Below are 18096 nucleotides of genomic sequence, written 5' to 3'. Positions count from 1 at the left end.
AACGCCCAATTCAGCCCAAGGCCTGCCAATGCCGAAATCTGTTGACCGTATTCCGCCGATGCCACGTATACAGGCGCTTGACCCGAAACGGTCCGAGCAGAGCTGGGAAAGCGCACCACAGTTGTTGGCCGCCCTCAACGGCGCGCGCCTGGGCGCCTGGTATTGGGACATCGAGCGCGGACAGATCAGCTGGTCGCGGGGCACCCAGGCGTTGTTCGGCTTCGATCCCCGACAGCCGTTGCCGACCGATCTGGAATACCTCGACTTGCTGCCTCCGGAGGATCGGGCAAAAACCATTCGCGCCTTTCATGCCGTGATCGCCGGCGCCCCGCTGGAGCAGGCGATGCACCACCGCATCCGCTGGCCCGACGGCAGCCTGCACTGGCTGGAGATCAACGGCAGCTTGCTGCCGGACAAAGACGGTCGGCCACGGATGATTGGGGTCATTCGCGAAATCACCCATCAGCGCCAGCGCGAACAGGCCCTGAGCAGCTCGGAAAAACGCTTTGCCACGCTGTTTCACCTGTGCCCGAACATGGTGCTGCTGACCCGCCAGGAAGATGGCCTGATTACCGAAGCCAATCAGTATTTCGAAAGCCTCTTCGGCTGGCCGGTGCAGGACGCCATTGGCCGAACCACCGTCGAACTGGGCCTCTGGGTGCACCCGGAACAACGGGACGTGCTGGTCAAGGCGACCAAGGCCAAGGGCGAACTGACCAGCATGGAGGTGCAGTTTCGCGCCAGCAATGGCCAGATCCACGACGGCATCCTCAGCGCACAGAAAGTCGAACTCGAAGGCCAGCCCTACCTGCTGAGCACTTTCCTCGACACCACGGAACGCAAGGCCGCCGAACTCGCGCTGAAAGACAGCCAGGAACGCCTCGACCTGGCCCTGGATTCGGCGCAACTCGGCACCTGGGACTGGCACATTCCCAGCGGCATGCTGTACGGCTCGGCGCGGGCTGCGCAGTTGCACGGGCTGGAGGCCATACCCTTCCATGAGTCCTTCGACGCGTTTTTCGAAGGTGTGCCCGACGAAGAACGCGGCAGCATGCGCGACGCTTATCGCAGCCTGCGCGAAGGACCGGCCGGCAATTATCAGCTGACTTATCGCGTGCAGTTGCCGGACGGCAGTTCACGCTACCTGGAAAGTCGTGCCCGCCTCTACCGCGATGAAAACGGCGCACCGCTGCGCATGGCCGGCACCTTGCTGGACATCACCGATCAAGTGGAGCGCGAACAACGGCTGGTGGCCTCCGAAGAGAAATTCGCCACGCTGTTTCAAGTCAGCCCGGACCCGATCTGCGTCACGCGCCAGGACACCGGCCAGTTCATCGAGATCAACTCCAGCTTTACCCAGACCTTCGGCTGGAGCGCCGCCGAAGTGATTGACCGCAGCGCCGACGAAATCGGCCTGTGGGACGCGTCAGCGAAAAGCCTGCAACGAATTGAACAAGTCATCCGCGAACAGGGGCTGAACAATGTCGCGATCATAGCCCAACACAAAGACGGGCAAGCCCTGACCTGCGTGATTTCCAGCCGGCAGATCAGCGTGGGCGACCAGCCGTGCATCGTCACGACCCTGCGCGACATTACCCAGCAACAGCGTTCCGAAGCGGCACTCAAGGCCAGCGAAGAGAAGTTTGCCAAGGCGTTTCACTCAAGCCCGGACGCGATCACCATCACCGAACGCGATACCGGGCGCTACCTGGAGGTCAACGATGGTTTTTGTCGCCTGACCGGTTACCGCGCCGACGAAGTGGTCGGCCGCACGGTGTATCAAGTCGGCATATGGGCAGAAGAGAAACAGCGCTCGGCGCTGCTGGCCGAGTTGCAGCTTAAGGGTCGTGTGCATCACCAGGAAATGCTGGGCCGCAATAAGCGCGGCGAACTGCTGACCGTCGAAGTCTCGGTGGAGCCAATCACCCTCAACGAAACCGCATGCCTGTTGCTGACTGGCCGAGACGTCAGCCTGTTGAAAAATGCCGAAGCGCAGATTCGCCATCTGGCCTACCACGACCCGCTGACCAACCTGCCGAACCGCGCCCTGTTGATGGATCGCCTGAGCCAGCAGATCGCCCTGCTCAAGCGCCACAACCTGCGCGGTGCGCTGCTGTTCCTGGACCTCGATCATTTCAAGCACATCAACGATTCCCTGGGTCACCCGGTGGGCGACACGGTGCTGAAAATCATCACGGCTCGGCTTGAAGCCAGCGTGCGCATGGAAGACACCGTGGCACGCCTGGGTGGCGATGAATTTGTGGTGCTGCTCAGCGGCCTTGAGGGCTCGCGCAACGAAGTCAGCGCCCAGGTTCGGGAGTTGGCGGACACGTTGCGTGAACTGTTGTCGGAGCCGATGTTCCTCGACGGCCAGCGCCTGCAAGTGACACCGAGCATCGGCATCGCGCTGATCCCCGACCACGGCTCGACCCCGACCGACCTGCTCAAACGTGCCGACATTGCGCTTTACCGCGCCAAGGACTCGGGCCGCAACATGGCGCAGATGTATCACAACACCATGCAGAAGGCGGCCAGTGAACGCCTGCGCATGGAAACCGACTTGCGCCTGGCCCTTTCCCGGGGCGAGTTTCATGTGCATTACCAACCCCAGGTCGACGCTCGGGGCAACCGTATTGTCGGCGCCGAAGCGCTGGTGCGCTGGGACCACCCGGAACTCGGCCCGCAATCGCCCACCGAATTCATCAAGGTGCTGGAGGACAGCGGGCTGATTCTGGAAGTGGGCACGTGGATCATCGACGAAGCCTGTGGGGCCTTCAAAAAGCTGGTTGCCAAAGGCCTGGTGAACCCGCTCAGCTTCAGCCTGTGCGTGAACATCAGCCCGAGGCAATTTCGTCAAAACGACTTCGTCGAACGCATCGAATACAGCCTCAGCAGCCACGGCCTGCCCTGCTCGTTGCTGAAACTGGAAATCACCGAAGGGATCGTCATCCAGAACCTGGAAGACACCATCAACAAAATGCGCCGCCTGAAAAAACTCGGCGTGAGCTTTGCAATGGACGACTTCGGCACCGGCTACTCCTCGCTGACCTACCTCAAGCGCCTGCCGGTCGACACGCTGAAAATCGATCAGTCGTTCATCCGCGATGCCACCACCGACCCCAACGACGCCGAAATCATCCGCGCCATCGTGGCCATGGCCCGCAGCCTGGAATTGAAAGTGATCGCCGAAGGGGTGGAAACGGCGGAGCAGCTGGAATTTTTGCAGGGGCTGGGGTGTCATTTTTATCAGGGGTATTTGCACAGTCGGCCGCTGCCGGTGGAGGAGTTCCAGAAACTCCTCAAATAACGGGTACAAAAAAGGGCGCCGAATGGCGCCCTTCTCATTGCTCTGACTCGTTACTGCAGAGCGGGTTTTTGCGTCCCGTTGATCGGGATGCGTTTGGCTTTTGCCTCTTCCGGAATCACCCGCAACAGGTCGATGCTCAACAAACCGTTGCTCAGGCCGGCAGCCTTGATTTCGATATGGTCCGCCAGACGGAAGGACAGTTTGAAGGCGCGCTGAGCGATGCCTTGGTACAGATAGGTGACGTCTTCATTCGCGTCACGCTTGCCACCACTGATGGTCAGCACCCCTTTTTCCACTTGCAGATCCAGGTCTTCTTCCTGGAACCCGGCGGCCGCCACGACGATGCGGTATTGGTCATCACCATGCTTTTCAACGTTGTAAGGTGGGTAGGTGCTGCCTGGCTCGTTGCGCAGGGCGGTTTCGAACAAGTCATTGAAGCGGTCGAAGCCCACCGAGGAACGGAACAGGGGCGCCATCGAAAATGCAGTACTCATGATTCAAATCTCCTGAAAACAGATCAGCAAGTTTTTTTGTCTCCGCGACCCGAATTCGGCATCGCGTAATCCCTAGATAGGGATCGCCGATTGCTTTTCAAGAGATTATTTTCAGATTTTTTTGCGTTTTTTTCAGGCCGCTTCCGACACCTGGAGCCCCAACAAACGCGAGACTTGATCCAGTTCGGTCTCTCGACGCAACACGGTAAACAGCTCCACCGCCTCAGGATAATTGCGGGTCAACATCGCCAGCCATTGCTTCAAACGACCCGGCGACTGGCGGGCAGTCATCTGCGCCTTGGCTTGCAGCCAGAAGTCCTGGATCAGTGGCAGCAACTCGGTCCACGTCATCTCGACCACTTCTTCACCGGCCCGCGCCGCCGCGATCTGCCGGGCCAGGTCCGGACGCGACACCAGGCCGCGACCGAGCATGATGTCTTCCACGCCGCTGATTTCGCGGCAACGGCGCCAATCTTCAACGCTCCAGATGTCGCCATTGGCGAACACTGGAACCTTGACCACGTCCTGCACGCGGGGGATCCATTCCCAATGCGCAGGCGGCTTGTAACCGTCGGTTTTGGTCCGCGCGTGCACCACGATGTGCGCCGCGCCGCCTTCGGCCAGCGCTGTTGCGCAGACCAGCGAACCGTCCGGGCTGTCGAAGCCCAGGCGCATTTTCGCGGTGACCGGAATGTGCGCCGGCACAGCGCGGCGGACGTGTTCAACGATTTGGTTGAGCAGTTCAGGTTCTTTCAGCAGGACGGCGCCGCCCCGGGACTTGTTGACGGTCTTGGCCGGGCAGCCGAAGTTCAGGTCGATCACCTCGGAACCCAGCTCGCAGGCCAGCGCGGCGTTTTCAGCCAGACACACCGGATCGGAACCGAGCAACTGCACCCGCAGCGGCACGCCGGACGCGGTGCGGGCGCCGGTCAATAATTCCGGGCCGAACTTGTGGTAATAGGCGGGCGTGAGCAGTTGATCGTTGATCCGAATAAACTCGGTCACGCACCAGTCGATACCACCCACTCGGGTCAGCACGTCCCGCAGGATGTTGTCGACCAACCCCTCCATGGGCGCCAAAGCAATTTGCATGAAAAACACACTCAACGAAAAACGTGCGGCAGTTTACTGGATTCTCTGTCGAAAGACTTGCATCTGCCTCTGTGGCGAGGGAGCTTGCTCCCGTTAGAGTGCGTGGCACTCTCCATTGCAAGGGACCGCTTCGCGCTCCAGCGGGAGCAAGCTCCCTCGCCACAGGATCGCGTCAACCTGGAACTTGCAACGCCGGGCCGTAGCCTTCGATGAACTCGGCCGGCATGCGCTTGGGCTTGCCGGTGGACAGTTCGATGCAGACGAAAGTGGTTTGCGCGCGCAGCAACGTGGTGTTATCGCTGGGGCGCTTCAACTGGAAGTGGCGGGTCATTTTCAGGCGCTGATCCCAATCGACAATCCAGGTCGCCAATTGCAACTCATCGCCCTCATAGGCGGCGGCCAGGTAGTCGATCTCGTGCCGCACCACCGCCATCGCCCGATCCAGCCGACGATACTCGACCAGGTCCAGCCCCAGCCGCTGCGAGTGACGCCAGGCGCAGCGTTCGAGCCAGGTCACGTACACCGCGTTGTTCGCGTGCCCCAGCCCGTCGATGTCCTCGGCGCCGACTTCCAGATCAATGATAAATGGCGTTGCCCGATCCCAGCCCATGCCCCACTCCCGGTCAGATGATGTCGACCGGGGCAGTGTAACGGATGCTCAGGCCGATTGGCGCGATTGCAGGCTGCGGCCAGCCAGCAGTGATAACACGCCATCAATCACCCGAGGATCGGCCAGCACGCGTTGATGCCCGCCCTCCTCCAGGCGTAACAGCCGGCTGTCGAACCACGCCTCATTGATCAACTGGGACTCCTTGACCGGAACAAAGCAATCATCTTCGGCGTGGACGATCAGCCCCGGCATGTCGAGCTGATAGTGCGCAACATCCAGCGTTGCAGCGCGCATGCCGACGTCTTTCTCGACCTGGCGAATAAACGCCGAACGCGCTTTGGGCGGCAGCCGCACGTAACGGGCAAAACCGCGCAACACCCCGAGAATCCGCGCCGGTGCGGCGATGGTGACCAGGGTTTCGGTGCGCAAACCCAACTGCACGGCGAGCATCGCACTGGCGCCGCCCATGGAGTGGCCAATGACGGCTCGCAGCGGCGGCAACTCGGCGGCCGCTTCGAGCATGGCCCGGGCAAACAGCACCACGTTGGCTTCACTGCCCGGTGAGCGACCATGAGCAGGACCGTCGAGCGCTACGACGGTGTAGCCAGCATCGACCAGCGCCGTGATGAGACTCGCAAACTGTGTCGGCCGCCCTTCCCAACCGTGCATCAGCAACACGGCCGGACCTTGCCCCCAGCGCAGCGCCGAGAGACCGAAACGCAAGGTGATCCGTTCGGATTTCGCCAGCAGCGGCAATTCCCAGTCACGCGGCGGAAGCTCTCGCGGCGTCATGAACGCCAGTCGCATTTTGCTCGCGACCAGTTTCGGTGCAAACCAGCCCAAGGTGCCATTAACGCCACGAACCCACTTCAACGTGCTCATCGCTCTCACTCCTCAGGCCAATGCCTTCAGGTCATAGCACCGCCGACTTGGCGGCGCGCAGCAATCGATCGGACAACTCTCCTGGCCCCAGCGCCCTAGCCAGAGCCAGACCCCCGACCATCAAGGCCATGTCGGCCAGGGCTTTGTCGGTGTCTTCCGGGCTGGCCGCCAACTGCGCGACCATCATTTCCACATGCTCATTCAGCGCCACGCGAAACGCGTCCGGCAGGCGACCCAACTCACCGACAGACGCCGGGATCGGGCACGCGGAATCCGAGGAATCACGGTGTTTGCGCGACAGGTAAAACGCAGCCACCAACGCGCGACGCTCTTCGCCGGTCAATTCGGCGTCCATGTCAGCGATCAAGCCACGGCGGTGACCAAGCAGTTGCTTGAATGCTTCCAGCATCATGGCGTCCTTGCTTTCGAAGTGCGCATAGAAGCCGCCAACCGTCAGGCCGGCTGCGCCCATCACTTCGCCCACGCTCGGTTCGGCCGGGCCGCGCTGAATCAGCGCTGCGCTGGCGGCCTTGAGAATGCGTTCGCGGGTTTGAGCTTTTTTATCGTTCATCGTTGCCTCCGAATATTACGACTAGAATATTATTCTCATAATAATTTTCCGCAAGTCGTGGATGTGACCGCTGGTCTGAAGAACAGTTTGAAAGAAATGGGGGATTTGGCCAAACGCCAGACAAACAAAAGGGCCATTCAATAATTGAATGACCCTTATAAAATCCCGCAGAGCGGGTAATCGTGGCGTCCCCTAGGGGACTCGAACCCCTGTTACCGCCGTGAAAGGGCGGTGTCCTAGGCCACTAGACGAAGGGGACGCAAAACCTTCTATACAACTGATCAGTGCTGAGAGCTGATCGATTCAAGGCCGGTGTGGCCAGACCTTGAACTGTAAAATTGGTGGAGCTAAGCGGGATCGAACCGCTGACCTCCTGCATGCCATGCAGGCGCTCTCCCAGCTGAGCTATAGCCCCGGATTTTTCGCCTCGCGGCGGAGCGACATCTTGCAACATCACTTCTGTAAAACTGGCGTCCCCTAGGGGACTCGAACCCCTGTTACCGCCGTGAAAGGGCGGTGTCCTAGGCCACTAGACGAAGGGGACGCGCAAACCCTTCTATACAACAGATCAACGCTGAGTGTTGATCGCTTCAAGGCCGGTGTGGCCAGACCTTGAAGTGTAAATTGGTGGAGCTAGACGGGATCGAACCGTCGACCTCTTGCATGCCATGCAAGCGCTCTCCCAGCTGAGCTATAGCCCCTCATCGCTGAGGACGGGGCGAATCTTAATGGCGCTTCGGAAAGCTGTCAAACTTATTTTTAACAATTTTCAAAATTTTTTGTCGCCATAACAATCACTTACCGCCCTCCCCCCGGAAAAACGGGGGTGGCGCCGAAGATCACGATCAAATGATCGCCACCTCCGGCAGCCCCTACGAGGTCAAACGTCCTCAGGCGATGTTGCCCAGGAGTTTTTCCCACTCCTTGTTTTCCTTCTTCGACACGCCGCCCAGCAGGTCGATGGCCTGGCGCAGACGGAAACGGGTCAGGTCCGGGCCAAGGATTTCCATCGCATCAAGCACCGACACCGAACTGGCCTGGCCAGTGATCGCGGCGAACATCAGCGGCATGGCGTCACGCAGCTTCAGCTCCAGGGATTCGACCACCGCCTGAATCGTCGCGGTGATGCTGTCCTTCTCCCACTGACGCAGGCTTTCCAGCTTCCACAGAATCAGCTGCATCAACTGACGAACCTGGTCGCCCGAGAGCTTCTTCGATTCGAACAGCTTGGCATCCGGGTTCACACCACCGGCGAAGAAGAAACCGGCCAGCGGTGCAACCTGGCTGAAGGTCTCGACGCGCCCCTGCACGTGCGGCGCGATCTTCATCATGTATTCCGGGTTCAGCGCCCAGGTTTGCAGGCGCGAAGCGAACTCTTCCACCGGCAAGTCACGCAGCCATTGGCCGTTGAGCCACGACAGCTTCTCGATGTCGAAAATCGGCCCGCCGAGGGACACGCGGCTCAGGTCGAAATTGTCGACCATTTCCTGCAGCGAGAATTTTTCGCGCTCGTCCGGCATCGACCACCCCATGCGGCCGAGGTAGTTGAGCATCGCTTCCGGCATGAAGCCCATGCGCTCGTAGAACGTCACCGAGGTCGGGTTCTTGCGCTTGGACAGCTTGCTCTTGTCCGGGTTACGCAGCAGCGGCATGTAGCACAGCTCCGGTTGTTCCCAGCCGAAGTATTCATAAAGCAGGATCAGCTTCGGCGCCGATGGCAGCCACTCTTCACCGCGCAGAACGTGGGTAATGCCCATCAAGTGGTCGTCGACCACGTTGGCCAGGAAGTACGTCGGCAGGCCGTCAGTCTTCATCAACACTTGCATGTCCATGCGATCCCACGGGATCTCGACGTCGCCACGCAGCATGTCCGGTACCACGCAAACGCCTTCGCTCGGCACTTTCATGCGGATCACATGAGGCTCGCCAGCGGCCAGGCGCCGGGCGACTTCTTCTTTCGAGAGCAACAGCGCACGGCCGTCGTAACGCGGGGTTTCGCCACGGGCCATTTGTTCGGCGCGCATCTGGTCCAGCTCTTCGGCGGTGCAGAAGCACGGGAAGGCGTGGCCCATCTCGACCAACTGCTGGCAGTACTTCTGATAGATGTCGCCGCGTTCGCTTTGACGATACGGACCGTGCGGGCCGCCAACGTCCGGACCTTCGCTCCAGTCGATGCCCAACCAGCGCAAGGCGTCGAAAATCTGCTGTTCGGACTCCCGGGTTGAGCGCAACTGGTCGGTGTCTTCGATCCGCAGGATGAACTCACCGCCATGCTGCTTGGCAAAGCAGTAGTTGAACAAAGCGATGTAAGCGGTACCTACGTGGGGGTCCCCGGTAGGCGATGGCGCGATGCGCGTGCGGACGGTGGTCATGGCAAGTCTCGAAATGAAGATAAAACAAAGGGCGAATGGTAACAGGCGATACCCGCCCGGCTCCAGTCAGCAGGGCATTTAAGCCAAGGTTGCGTCTACAACGGGCCTGAGCCGCGATGAATGACGGATTATCAGCCGATGGCATTTACCCACTATCGACTGTATGCAAGATTCACCTGCTGATAACTTTCCTTACAATTTCTCGACTACAGTCTGCCCCATGCCTGCCCAACTCAAGCGACGCCTGTTTATTTTCCTGCTGATCGTCCTGCTGATTGCCGGGGGCTTCTTCGCCCAATGGTTCTTCAAGGGGCGGTTTTATGAAAGCACCGACAACGCCTATGTCCAGGGCGAGATCACCCGTGTCTCAAGCCAATTGGGCGCGCGCATCGATCAGGTGCTGGTGCAGGACAATCAGCACGTTGAGAAAGGCCAGTTGCTGATCAAGCTCGAAGGCGATGACTTCCACCTCGCCGTCGACCGCGCCAATGCCACCCTCGCTACCCGACAAGCCGAACGTTTGCAGGCGCAAAGCAAACTGACCCAGCAAGCCAGCCTGATCGCCGCCAGCGAGGCGCAAGTCGCCTCCAGCCAGGCCAGCCTTGGGCGTTCGCAGATCGACTTGTCCCGCGCGCAAACCCTGCGCAAACCCGGCTACGTCTCGGAGGAACGGGTGACCACCCTCTCCGCCGACAACCACATCGCCCGTTCGCAAGTGACCAAGGCCCAGGCCGACGCACAAAGCCAACGCCAGCAAGTCAATTCCTTGAGCGCCGAGATCAAGCGCCTCGACGCGATGATCGCCAATGCCAAAACCGACCTCGCCCAGGCCGAACTGAACCTGACCCGCAGCGAAATCCACGCGCCGATCAGCGGCCTGATCGGCCAGCGCGCGGCTCGACAAGGCCAATACGTGCAGGCCGGCGCTTATCTGCTGTCGATCGTCCCGGACCAGGACATCTGGATTCAGGCCAACTTCAAGGAAACCCAGATCGGCCACATGCAGCCCGGCCAGAAAGCCACGCTGACTTTCGACGCCTACAGCGACACACCGATAGACGCACGGGTCGACAGCCTGTTCGCCGCCTCGGGCGCACAGTTCAGCCTGTTGCCGCCGGACAATGCCACGGGCAATTTCACCAAAGTCGTACAACGGATCCCGGTAAAACTGACGTTCGCTGCGGACAACCCGCTGCACGGCAAGATTCGCCCGGGGATGTCGGTCACCGCCAAAGTGAACATCAAAGACGCCCCTGACGATGACCGGTGATCAACTGATCCGCCCGGCCGGCGAACCGACCCGGCGGGACTGGATTGCGGTGATGAGCGTGATGCTCGGCGCCTTCATGGCCGTGCTGGATATCCAGATCACCAACTCGTCGCTCAAGGATATTCAGGGCGCGCTGTCGGCGACCCTGGAAGAAGGCTCGTGGATTTCCACGTCCTATCTGGTGGCGGAAATCATCATGATCCCGCTGACCGCGTGGCTGGTGCAGCTGCTGTCGGCGCGACGCCTGGCAGTCTGGGTGTCATTGGGATTTCTCGCCGCCTCGCTGCTTTGCTCCATGGCCTGGAGCCTGGAGAGCATGATCATCTTTCGAGCGTTACAGGGATTCACCGGCGGCGCCCTGATTCCGCTGGCATTCACCCTCACCCTGATCAAACTCCCGGAACACCACCGCGCCAAAGGCATGGCCATGTTTGCCATGACCGCGACGTTCGCGCCCTCCATTGGCCCAACCCTTGGCGGCTGGCTGACCGAAAACTGGGGCTGGGAGTACATTTTCTACATCAACATACCGCCCGGCCTGATCATGATCGCCGGTCTGATGTACGGCCTTGAGAAGAAAGAGGCGCACTGGGAACTGCTCAAAAGCACCGACTACATGGGCATCCTCACGCTTGGCGTCGGCCTCGGCTGTTTGCAGGTGTTTCTGGAAGAAGGCCATCGCAAGGACTGGCTCGAGTCGAACCTGATCGTGACCCTGGGCAGCATCGCGCTGGTGAGCCTGATCACTTTTGTAATCGTGCAGTTTTCCAAGCCCAATCCGCTGATCAACCTCGGCATTCTGGGTAATCGAAACTTCGGTTTGTCGAGTATTTCCAGCCTAGGAATGGGCGTCGGCTTGTACGGCTCGATTTTCCTGTTACCGCTGTACCTGGCGCAGATCCAGAACTACAACGCCCTGCAGATCGGCGAAGTGATCATGTGGATGGGCGTGCCGCAGCTGTTTCTGATTCCGCTGGTGCCCAAGCTGATGAAATACGTGTCGCCCAAATGGCTGTGCGCAATAGGCTTCGGGCTGTTCGGGTTGGCGAGTTTTTCGTCGGGGGTGCTGAACCCGGACTTTGCCGGGCCGCAGTTCAATCAGATCCAGATCATCCGGGCGCTGGGCCAGCCGCTGATCATGGTGACCATCTCGCTGATCGCCACCGCTTACATCCTGCCGCAGGACGCGGGGTCGGCGTCGAGCCTGTTCAATATCCTGCGCAACCTCGGCGGCGCGATTGGCATCGCCCTCCTCGCGACCTTGCTGGACGCGCGAACCAAGACCTACTTTGATTACTTGCGTGAATCCATCGTGCCGAGCAATCCGCAAGTGGCGGAGCGAATGGCGTCGATGACGGACCGGTTCGGCAGTGAGACGGCAGCGCTGGGCAAGCTGAGCGAGATTGCGCATCAGCAGGCGTCGATCATGGCGTACAACGATGCGTTTCACTTTGTCGGGATTGCGCTGGGGATCAGCATGATTGCGGTGTTGTTGACCAAAGCGTTGCCGGTGGGGCTCAAGGCTGGCGAGGCGCACTAACCCCGATTGCGGTGGTGACCTTTCGGACGCCTTCGCGGGCGAGCCTCGCTCCTACAAGGTTTGTGGCGCGCCCGCGAGATGTGAACGGCACAAAATCAGAAGGCGCGAGGCTCGTCCGCGAAGGCGCATGCACATTCACCGCAAATCTCAGACAGTAATCAATCGATCCCGCAACTTGCCAATCTCATCGCGCATCTGCGCCGCCGCTTCAAACTCCAGATCCCGCGCCAGCGCGTACATCTTCTCTTCCAGCGCTTTGATGCGCTTGGCGATCTCGCCCGGTGAGCGCAATTCGGCTTCGTACTTGGCGCTTTCCTCGGCAGCCTTGGCCATGCCTTTGCGCTTCTTGCTGCGCGAACCGGGCACGGTGGCGCCTTCCATGATGTCGGCCACGTCCTTGAATACACCCTTCGGCGTGATGCCATTGGCGAGGTTGAAGGCGATCTGCTTGTCGCGACGCCGTTCGGTCTCGCCGATCGCCCGCTCCATGGAACCGGTGATGCGATCCGCATACAGAATCGCCCGGCCATTGAGGTTACGCGCGGCCCGGCCGATGGTCTGGATCAACGAACGCTCGGAACGCAGGAAACCCTCTTTGTCTGCATCGAGAATCGCCACCAGCGACACTTCCGGCATGTCCAGGCCTTCACGCAGCAGGTTGATCCCCACCAGCACATCGAACGTGCCCAGACGCAGATCGCGGATGATTTCGACCCGCTCCACGGTGTCGATGTCCGAGTGCAGGTAACGCACCCGCACGCCATGGTCGGCCAGGTAATCGGTCAAGTCTTCAGACATGCGCTTGGTCAGCGTAGTCACCAGCACCCGCTCTTCCAGCGCCACACGTTTACCGATTTCCGAGAGCAAGTCGTCGACTTGGGTCAACGCCGGGCGGATTTCGATCTGCGGGTCCACCAGGCCAGTTGGGCGAACCAGTTGCTCGACCACGCGACCGGCGTGTTCCGCTTCGTAATTGCCCGGCGTGGCCGAGACGAAAATCGTCTGCGGGCTGATGCTTTCAAATTCGTCGAAACGCATCGGCCGGTTATCCAGCGCTGACGGCAAGCGGAAGCCGTATTCCACCAGCGTCTCTTTACGGGAACGGTCGCCCTTATACATGGCGCCGACCTGCGGCACGCTGACGTGGGATTCGTCGATCACCAGCAAGGCGTCGGCCGGCAGGTAGTCGAAGAGGGTCGGTGGCGCCTGGCCGGATTCACGGCCCGACAGGTAGCGCGAGTAGTTTTCGATACCGTTGCAGTAACCCAGTTCGAGGATCATCTCCAGGTCGAAACGGGTGCGCTGCTCCAGGCGCTGGGCTTCCACCAGTTTGTTGTTGGTGCGCAGGTAATCCAGGCGCTCCTGCAATTCGACCTTGATCCCTTCGACGGCACCCAGCAGGGTTTCCCGTGGCGTCACGTAGTGGCTTTTCGGGTAGAAAGTGAATCGCGGCAACTTGCGGATTACTTCGCCGGTCAGCGGATCGAAAGCCGACAGGCTCTCGACTTCGTCATCGAACAGCTCGATGCGGATCGCTTCGAAGTCGGATTCCGCCGGGTGGATATCGATCACATCGCCGCGCACCCGGAAGGTCGCCCGGGCGAACTCCATGTCGTTGCGGGTGTATTGCAAGTCTGCCAGGCGACGCAGCAACGCACGTTGATCGAGCTTGTCGCCGCGATCCACGTGCAGCACCATTTTCAAATAGGTTTCCGGACTGCCCAAACCGTAGATGCACGACACCGTGGTGACGATGATCGCGTCCTTGCGTTCCAGCAGCGCCTTGGTCGCGGACAGCCGCATCTGCTCGATGTGGTCGTTGATCGAGGCGTCTTTCTCGATGAAGGTGTCCGATGACGGCACATAGGCTTCTGGCTGGTAGTAGTCGTAGTAGGAAACGAAGTACTCGACGGCATTGTTCGGGAAGAACGCCTTGAACTCACCATACAACTGCGCGGCCAGGGTCTTGTTCGGCGCCAGCACCAAGGTCGGACGCTGTACCTGGGCGATCACGTTGGCGATGCTGAAGGTCTTGCCCGAGCCGGTCACACCAAGCAACGTCTGGTGCGCCAGCCCGGCTTCGATGCCCTCGACCATCAGGCGGATGGCTTCCGGCTGATCGCCGGCGGGCTCGAAGCGGGTGACTAGCTGGAATTCAGACATGTATACCTCTGATATCGCGCCAGCGCGGTCAAACCGGCAGCAACGAGAAAGACCGCAAACGACTCACGTCGCCCGAGGAAAAAACAGGATTGTGCTCAATGTGGAGCCGATTGCCTGCGCTTTCAAGGCAAACGTCCTACATCCCTTGAAGTCTTTGATGCCGGCATTCGACTAACGGTCGAAAAATAATCGAAAAAACTTACCTGAAAAGCTGATTCGTCTGTCGCCATCAATCGCAGATGGCCTCTATACTAGCTCCCCGTTTGTGCACCGCTCTAGTGCATTCGGCTGGAGCGCGACACGTCCCTCCACACTCCATTCAGAGCCGCCGCAAAAATGAGCCTGTTCTCCGCTGTCGAAATGGCACCACGCGATCCAATCCTGGGCCTCAACGAAGCATTCAACGCCGATACCCGTACCAACAAGGTCAACCTGGGAGTCGGTGTTTACTGCAACGAGGAGGGGAAAATTCCACTCCTGCGCGCCGTTGTCGAAGCCGAGACGATTCGCGTCGCTCAACACGCTTCCCGTGGCTACTTGCCAATCGACGGTATCGCCGCCTACGACCAGGCAGTGCAGAAACTGCTGTTCGGCAATGACTCGCCACTGATCGCCGCTGGCCGCGTCATCACCACCCAGGCCGTTGGCGGTACGGGCGCCCTGAAAATCGGCGCCGACTTCCTCAAGCAACTGCTGCCGAACGCCGTTGTGGCGATCAGCGACCCGAGCTGGGAAAACCACCGCGCCCTGTTCGAAACCGCTGGTTTCCCGGTGCAGAACTACCGCTACTACGACGCCGCGACCCATGACGTTAATCGTACCGGTCTGCTTGAAGACCTGAACGCCTTGCCTTCCGGCTCGATCGTTGTGCTGCACGCCTGCTGCCACAACCCGACCGGCGTGGACCTGAGCCCGGCGGACTGGAAAAACGTCCTGGACGTGGTGAAAGCCAAAGGTCACGTGCCGTTCCTCGACATGGCCTACCAGGGTTTTGGCGATGGCATCGACGAAGACGCCGCTGCGGTGCGCCTGTTTGCTGAATCGGGCCTGACCTTCTTCGTCTCCAGCTCGTTCTCCAAATCCTTCTCGCTGTACGGCGAGCGCGTTGGCGCCCTGTCGATCGTCAGCGAATCGAAAGAAGAAAGCGCGCGCGTGCTGTCGCAAGTCAAACGCGTGATCCGCACCAACTACTCCAACCCGCCGACCCACGGTGCCAGCATCGTCGCCGCGGTCCTGAACAGCCCGAAACTGCGCGCCCAGTGGGAAGAAGAGCTGGCGGAAATGCGCCTGCGGATTCGTGGCATGCGCACCCAGATGGTCGACCTGCTGGCGAAAAACGCGCCACAGCGTGATTTCAGCTTCGTCGGTCGTCAGCGCGGCATGTTCTCCTACTCCGGCCTGACGGTTGAGCAAGTCACCCGCCTGCGCAGCGAGTTCGGCATCTACGCCCTGGACACCGGCCGCATCTGTGTGGCGGCGTTGAATCAGAGCAACATTGATGCAGTGACCAAGGCCATCGTTGCGGTGATCTGAGTCTCGCGCAGTACGGAAAACGGGAAGCCTCGGGGCTTCCCGTTTTTTATTCGTCGCAGATAAGTGTCAAAGCGCTATCGGCGCCCTCTAAACTCCACACAACGATGCACCTGCAGGATCGCCGCACCGCTCGCTCCTACAGGTTTTGTGTACACCTGAGAATTCTTACGAGAACCCACATGAAAAACGATGACCTACGCGCCGACCGTGACGAACTGGACCATTTTGTCCCTCGCACACCGGCCAAACGCGGTAACAACCTGGTGCTGCAAGTGGCCGCTGGCGTATTTCTCGGCGGCCTGGCCTTGTGGCTGGTGCAACTGGCCGCCACGATGCTGTACGCCAAGCTGATGCTCGCCACGGTCACCTTCGGCGGTTAAGCCAGTTCGGTCGCACGCTGACTGGCGGCATCGTCATAGGCGACGTAGAGCGCTTCGGCGACCTGACTCTTGATCGCTTTGGCGCTTTCCAGACCGAGGACGAAGCCCTCAGCCTTGCCGCCCGCGCGGTTCAGATCGTCAGCGGTGTTGGCTTGGGTGATCGCGTCAAACAGCTTCTCGGCATGCGGGCCGACACCTTTGGGCAGGCTGATCTGAGCGATGCTCATGCGAACACCCCGTTGTCTTGAGGGGTGAGGATTGGGTGATTCATGGCACGTACCTTTTCGGCGAATGGCCGGCAGCGCGTGTAACCACTTCCGGGCGGCCATGGTAGACCTCTGAGGCGATTCTGGTAACCGCCCACTGCCGATAAACCACCGTCCGTCTCCATGAATCCATCAAGTTGCTAACAGATGCTTGACTTCTCTTTCTGAATCAGTAACATACGCGCCATTCCGCGATAGCTCAGTTGGTAGAGCAAGTGACTGTTAATCACTGGGTCCCTGGTTCGAGTCCAGGTCGTGGAGCCATACAAGGTTCCAGAGAAGACTTCAAAAATCTCTGATAGCCCCGAAAAACCCGCCTTATGGCGGGTTTTTTCGTTCTGGCGTTCTGTTGGACCCCGGAGGGGTACCAGCCATTTTAAAGGTAGAGTTTGGGATAAAGGTCAGTTCGATAAAAGGGAGTCCCCTTATGTCGCGCACTACTGCCCCACTCTCCGACGCCGCTTGCCGTTCGGCCAAGCCCACAGACCGCGCCTATAAGCTTTTCGACGGCGACGGCCTTTACCTCTAGTCCAACCCAATGGCCGCAAAGGCTGGCGTCTCAGATACGTCAAACCTGATGGCCGGGAAGGACTGACCTCATTCGGCAACTACCCCATCGTTGGCCTCGCGGCTGCGCGCCGCAAGCGCTTGGAGGCCAAGCGAATGCTGGCGGATGGCATTGACCCTATAGGAGCCAAGAACCAAGCCAAGACGAACGCTCCGATCAAAGACCGCACCTTTGAAAGCGTTGCCCTCGGCTGGCACACGGAAATGTCAGCCAAGTGGGCACCGGACTATTCCAAGACAGTGATGAGTCGCCTCAAAACTCACCTCTTCACACTGATCGGCGCTCGCGCCATTGTCGACCTTGATACCCACGATCTTATGCAGCCCCTGGAAGCGATTAAGAACTGCGGAACGGTAGACATTGCTTTAAGGGTACAAAACTACCTGCGGAGCATCATGCGCGAGGCAAAGCGCCTCCGGCTTATCACCGTAAACCCTGCTTACGACCTCGTAGGCTCGATCAAAGCCTCGCGGGTCGTCCACCGTCCCGCTTTATCCTTATCGCGCCTGCCTGAATTGCCGGAACGGATCGCCACCTATAAAGGCCGGGCACTTACCCGGCTGACGGTCTTGCTGTCGCTGCACGTGTTTGTACCCTCCAGCAAGCTGCGCTTCGCCCGCTGGAGCGAGTTCGACCTCAAGCGCGGCGCCTGGGAAATACCCGACACGCGACCAGCGTTGGAAGGTGTACCCTTTTCCACAAGGGATACGAAGATGGCAAGCGATACCAAGTCTTGGAAACCAATCTCCGAAAACACGGTGAACAGCGCGCTTCGGAAGATGGGGTACGACACCAAATCCGAGATCTGTGGGCATGGGTTTCGTTCGATGGCCTGCAGCGCACTGATCGAGTCAGGTTTGTGGACGGACACAGCCATCGAGCGGCAGATGAGCCACAAGGAACGCGGTAATCTCTGAAGGTGGGACAGCAGAAACAACTATTGCGCTGAGTTCACTGCACGCCAGGTAAAAATCGCTATGGTCTGGCGAGCCCACAATCCAGCCATGCCTCAAACAACACCGCCTGCAATGACAGGCTCGAGATAGCC

General features: G+C 59.8%; 13 protein-coding genes, 5 tRNA genes and 1 pseudogene. 7 read left to right on the top strand and 12 right to left on the bottom strand.

The genetic code is table 11. The annotated features are described in order from the left end of the window. Positions 1-28: 28 nt before the first annotated feature. Positions 29-3307 carry a PAS domain S-box protein gene (locus AC1ROI_RS13060; protein ID WP_102594059.1) on the top strand — a complete coding sequence of 1093 codons (3279 nt, stop codon included), beginning with the start codon at positions 29-31 and terminating at the stop codon, positions 3305-3307. A 50-nt stretch (positions 3308-3357) separates the two neighbouring features. On the opposite strand, the gene AC1ROI_RS13055 is transcribed toward AC1ROI_RS13060, so the two are convergent. The 10 genes from AC1ROI_RS13055 to gltX all read right to left on the bottom strand — a co-directional run bounded on the left by AC1ROI_RS13055 (position 3358) and on the right by gltX (position 9328). Further along, entirely contained in the window at positions 3358-3801 is a 444-nt protein-coding gene (locus tag AC1ROI_RS13055) for an Hsp20 family protein (RefSeq protein WP_010456046.1), read from the bottom strand. 132 nt (positions 3802-3933) lie between these two features. Then, positions 3934-4893, bottom strand: coding sequence for a tRNA dihydrouridine synthase (locus tag AC1ROI_RS13050; protein ID WP_102594058.1), 960 nt, complete (start codon positions 4891-4893; stop codon positions 3934-3936). Between the two features lie 172 nt (positions 4894-5065). Further along, entirely contained in the window at positions 5066-5503 is a 438-nt protein-coding gene (locus AC1ROI_RS13045) for an acyl-CoA thioesterase (protein ID WP_010456048.1), read from the bottom strand. A gap of 48 nt (positions 5504-5551) precedes the next feature. Further along, entirely contained in the window at positions 5552-6385 is an 834-nt protein-coding gene (locus AC1ROI_RS13040; protein ID WP_010456049.1) for an alpha/beta fold hydrolase, read from the bottom strand. 31 nt (positions 6386-6416) lie between these two features. After that, entirely contained in the window at positions 6417-6956 is a 540-nt protein-coding gene (locus tag AC1ROI_RS13035; protein WP_008151286.1) for a TetR/AcrR family transcriptional regulator, read from the bottom strand. Between the two features lie 183 nt (positions 6957-7139). Then, a tRNA-Glu gene (locus AC1ROI_RS13030) sits at positions 7140-7215 on the bottom strand. A gap of 80 nt (positions 7216-7295) precedes the next feature. Continuing rightward, positions 7296-7371: transfer RNA gene (locus tag AC1ROI_RS13025), tRNA-Ala, on the bottom strand. A gap of 53 nt (positions 7372-7424) precedes the next feature. Beyond that, positions 7425-7500 (bottom strand) — tRNA-Glu (locus AC1ROI_RS13020). A gap of 81 nt (positions 7501-7581) precedes the next feature. Next, positions 7582-7657: transfer RNA gene (locus tag AC1ROI_RS13015), tRNA-Ala, on the bottom strand. A 189-nt stretch (positions 7658-7846) separates the two neighbouring features. After that, entirely contained in the window at positions 7847-9328 is a 1482-nt protein-coding gene (gltX, locus tag AC1ROI_RS13010) for a glutamate--tRNA ligase (RefSeq protein ID WP_008037650.1), read from the bottom strand. 220 nt (positions 9329-9548) lie between these two features. Between gltX and AC1ROI_RS13005 the strand changes: the two genes are divergently transcribed. Both AC1ROI_RS13005 and AC1ROI_RS13000 read left to right on the top strand, forming a co-directional pair. Further along, the gene (locus AC1ROI_RS13005; RefSeq protein ID WP_102594057.1) at positions 9549-10598 is read left to right on the top strand and encodes an HlyD family secretion protein; all 1050 of its coding nucleotides are present in this window, start codon (positions 9549-9551) and stop codon (positions 10596-10598) included. After that, a complete protein-coding gene (locus AC1ROI_RS13000) occupies positions 10588-12138 on the top strand; it encodes an MDR family MFS transporter (RefSeq protein WP_102594056.1) in 1551 nt (516 codons plus the stop codon). The genes AC1ROI_RS13005 and AC1ROI_RS13000 overlap by 11 nt, the downstream gene beginning before the upstream one ends. Before the next feature lie 147 nt (positions 12139-12285). On the opposite strand, the gene uvrB is transcribed toward AC1ROI_RS13000, so the two are convergent. Further along, positions 12286-14301 carry an excinuclease ABC subunit UvrB gene (gene uvrB / locus AC1ROI_RS12995; RefSeq protein ID WP_010456056.1) on the bottom strand — a complete coding sequence of 672 codons (2016 nt, stop codon included), beginning with the start codon at positions 14299-14301 and terminating at the stop codon, positions 12286-12288. Positions 14302-14637: 336 nt separating this feature from the next. Here uvrB and AC1ROI_RS12990 point away from each other — a divergent pair, with 336 nt between their 5' ends. Both AC1ROI_RS12990 and AC1ROI_RS12985 read left to right on the top strand, forming a co-directional pair. After that, entirely contained in the window at positions 14638-15834 is a 1197-nt protein-coding gene (locus AC1ROI_RS12990) for an amino acid aminotransferase (protein ID WP_010456058.1), read from the top strand. A gap of 179 nt (positions 15835-16013) precedes the next feature. Next, positions 16014-16214 carry a hypothetical protein gene (locus tag AC1ROI_RS12985; RefSeq protein WP_010456060.1) on the top strand — a complete coding sequence of 67 codons (201 nt, stop codon included), beginning with the start codon at positions 16014-16016 and terminating at the stop codon, positions 16212-16214. Here AC1ROI_RS12985 and AC1ROI_RS12980 read toward each other — a convergent pair. Then, positions 16211-16441 (bottom strand): hypothetical protein, encoded by a 231-nt coding sequence (locus AC1ROI_RS12980; RefSeq protein ID WP_102594055.1) that lies wholly within the window; start codon positions 16439-16441, stop codon positions 16211-16213. The two genes, AC1ROI_RS12985 and AC1ROI_RS12980, sit on opposite strands and share 4 nt — an antisense overlap. Before the next feature lie 227 nt (positions 16442-16668). Between AC1ROI_RS12980 and AC1ROI_RS12975 the strand changes: the two genes are divergently transcribed. Next, positions 16669-16744, top strand: a tRNA-Asn gene (locus AC1ROI_RS12975). A gap of 163 nt (positions 16745-16907) precedes the next feature. Further along, positions 16908-17962, top strand: a pseudogene (locus AC1ROI_RS12970) (tyrosine-type recombinase/integrase); the annotation flags it as partial. Positions 17963-18096 lie beyond the last annotated feature (134 nt).

This window comes from Pseudomonas sp. GW823-FHT02C02, assembly GCF_058797635.1.
Note: the sequence above shows the minus strand (reverse complement) of the source record. Positions and strands in the feature narration are given on the sequence as shown.

Excerpts from the sequence above, each read along its gene's own strand:
- AC1ROI_RS13060 (WP_102594059.1), top strand. The coding sequence starts at position 29 with ATGCCGAAATCTGTTGACCGTATTCCGCCGATGCCACGTATACAGGCG.
- AC1ROI_RS13055 (WP_010456046.1), bottom strand. The coding sequence starts at position 3,801 with ATGAGTACTGCATTTTCGATGGCGCCCCTGTTCCGTTCCTCGGTGGGC.
- AC1ROI_RS13050 (WP_102594058.1), bottom strand. The coding sequence starts at position 4,893 with ATGCAAATTGCTTTGGCGCCCATGGAGGGGTTGGTCGACAACATCCTG.
- AC1ROI_RS13045 (WP_010456048.1), bottom strand. The coding sequence starts at position 5,503 with ATGGGCTGGGATCGGGCAACGCCATTTATCATTGATCTGGAAGTCGGC.
- AC1ROI_RS13040 (WP_010456049.1), bottom strand. The coding sequence starts at position 6,385 with ATGAGCACGTTGAAGTGGGTTCGTGGCGTTAATGGCACCTTGGGCTGG.
- AC1ROI_RS13035 (WP_008151286.1), bottom strand. The coding sequence starts at position 6,956 with ATGAACGATAAAAAAGCTCAAACCCGCGAACGCATTCTCAAGGCCGCC.
- gltX (WP_008037650.1), bottom strand. The coding sequence starts at position 9,328 with ATGACCACCGTCCGCACGCGCATCGCGCCATCGCCTACCGGGGACCCC.
- AC1ROI_RS13005 (WP_102594057.1), top strand. The coding sequence starts at position 9,549 with ATGCCTGCCCAACTCAAGCGACGCCTGTTTATTTTCCTGCTGATCGTC.
- AC1ROI_RS13000 (WP_102594056.1), top strand. The coding sequence starts at position 10,588 with ATGACCGGTGATCAACTGATCCGCCCGGCCGGCGAACCGACCCGGCGG.
- uvrB (WP_010456056.1), bottom strand. The coding sequence starts at position 14,301 with ATGTCTGAATTCCAGCTAGTCACCCGCTTCGAGCCCGCCGGCGATCAG.
- AC1ROI_RS12990 (WP_010456058.1), top strand. The coding sequence starts at position 14,638 with ATGAGCCTGTTCTCCGCTGTCGAAATGGCACCACGCGATCCAATCCTG.
- AC1ROI_RS12985 (WP_010456060.1), top strand. The coding sequence starts at position 16,014 with ATGAAAAACGATGACCTACGCGCCGACCGTGACGAACTGGACCATTTT.
- AC1ROI_RS12980 (WP_102594055.1), bottom strand. The coding sequence starts at position 16,441 with ATGAGCATCGCTCAGATCAGCCTGCCCAAAGGTGTCGGCCCGCATGCC.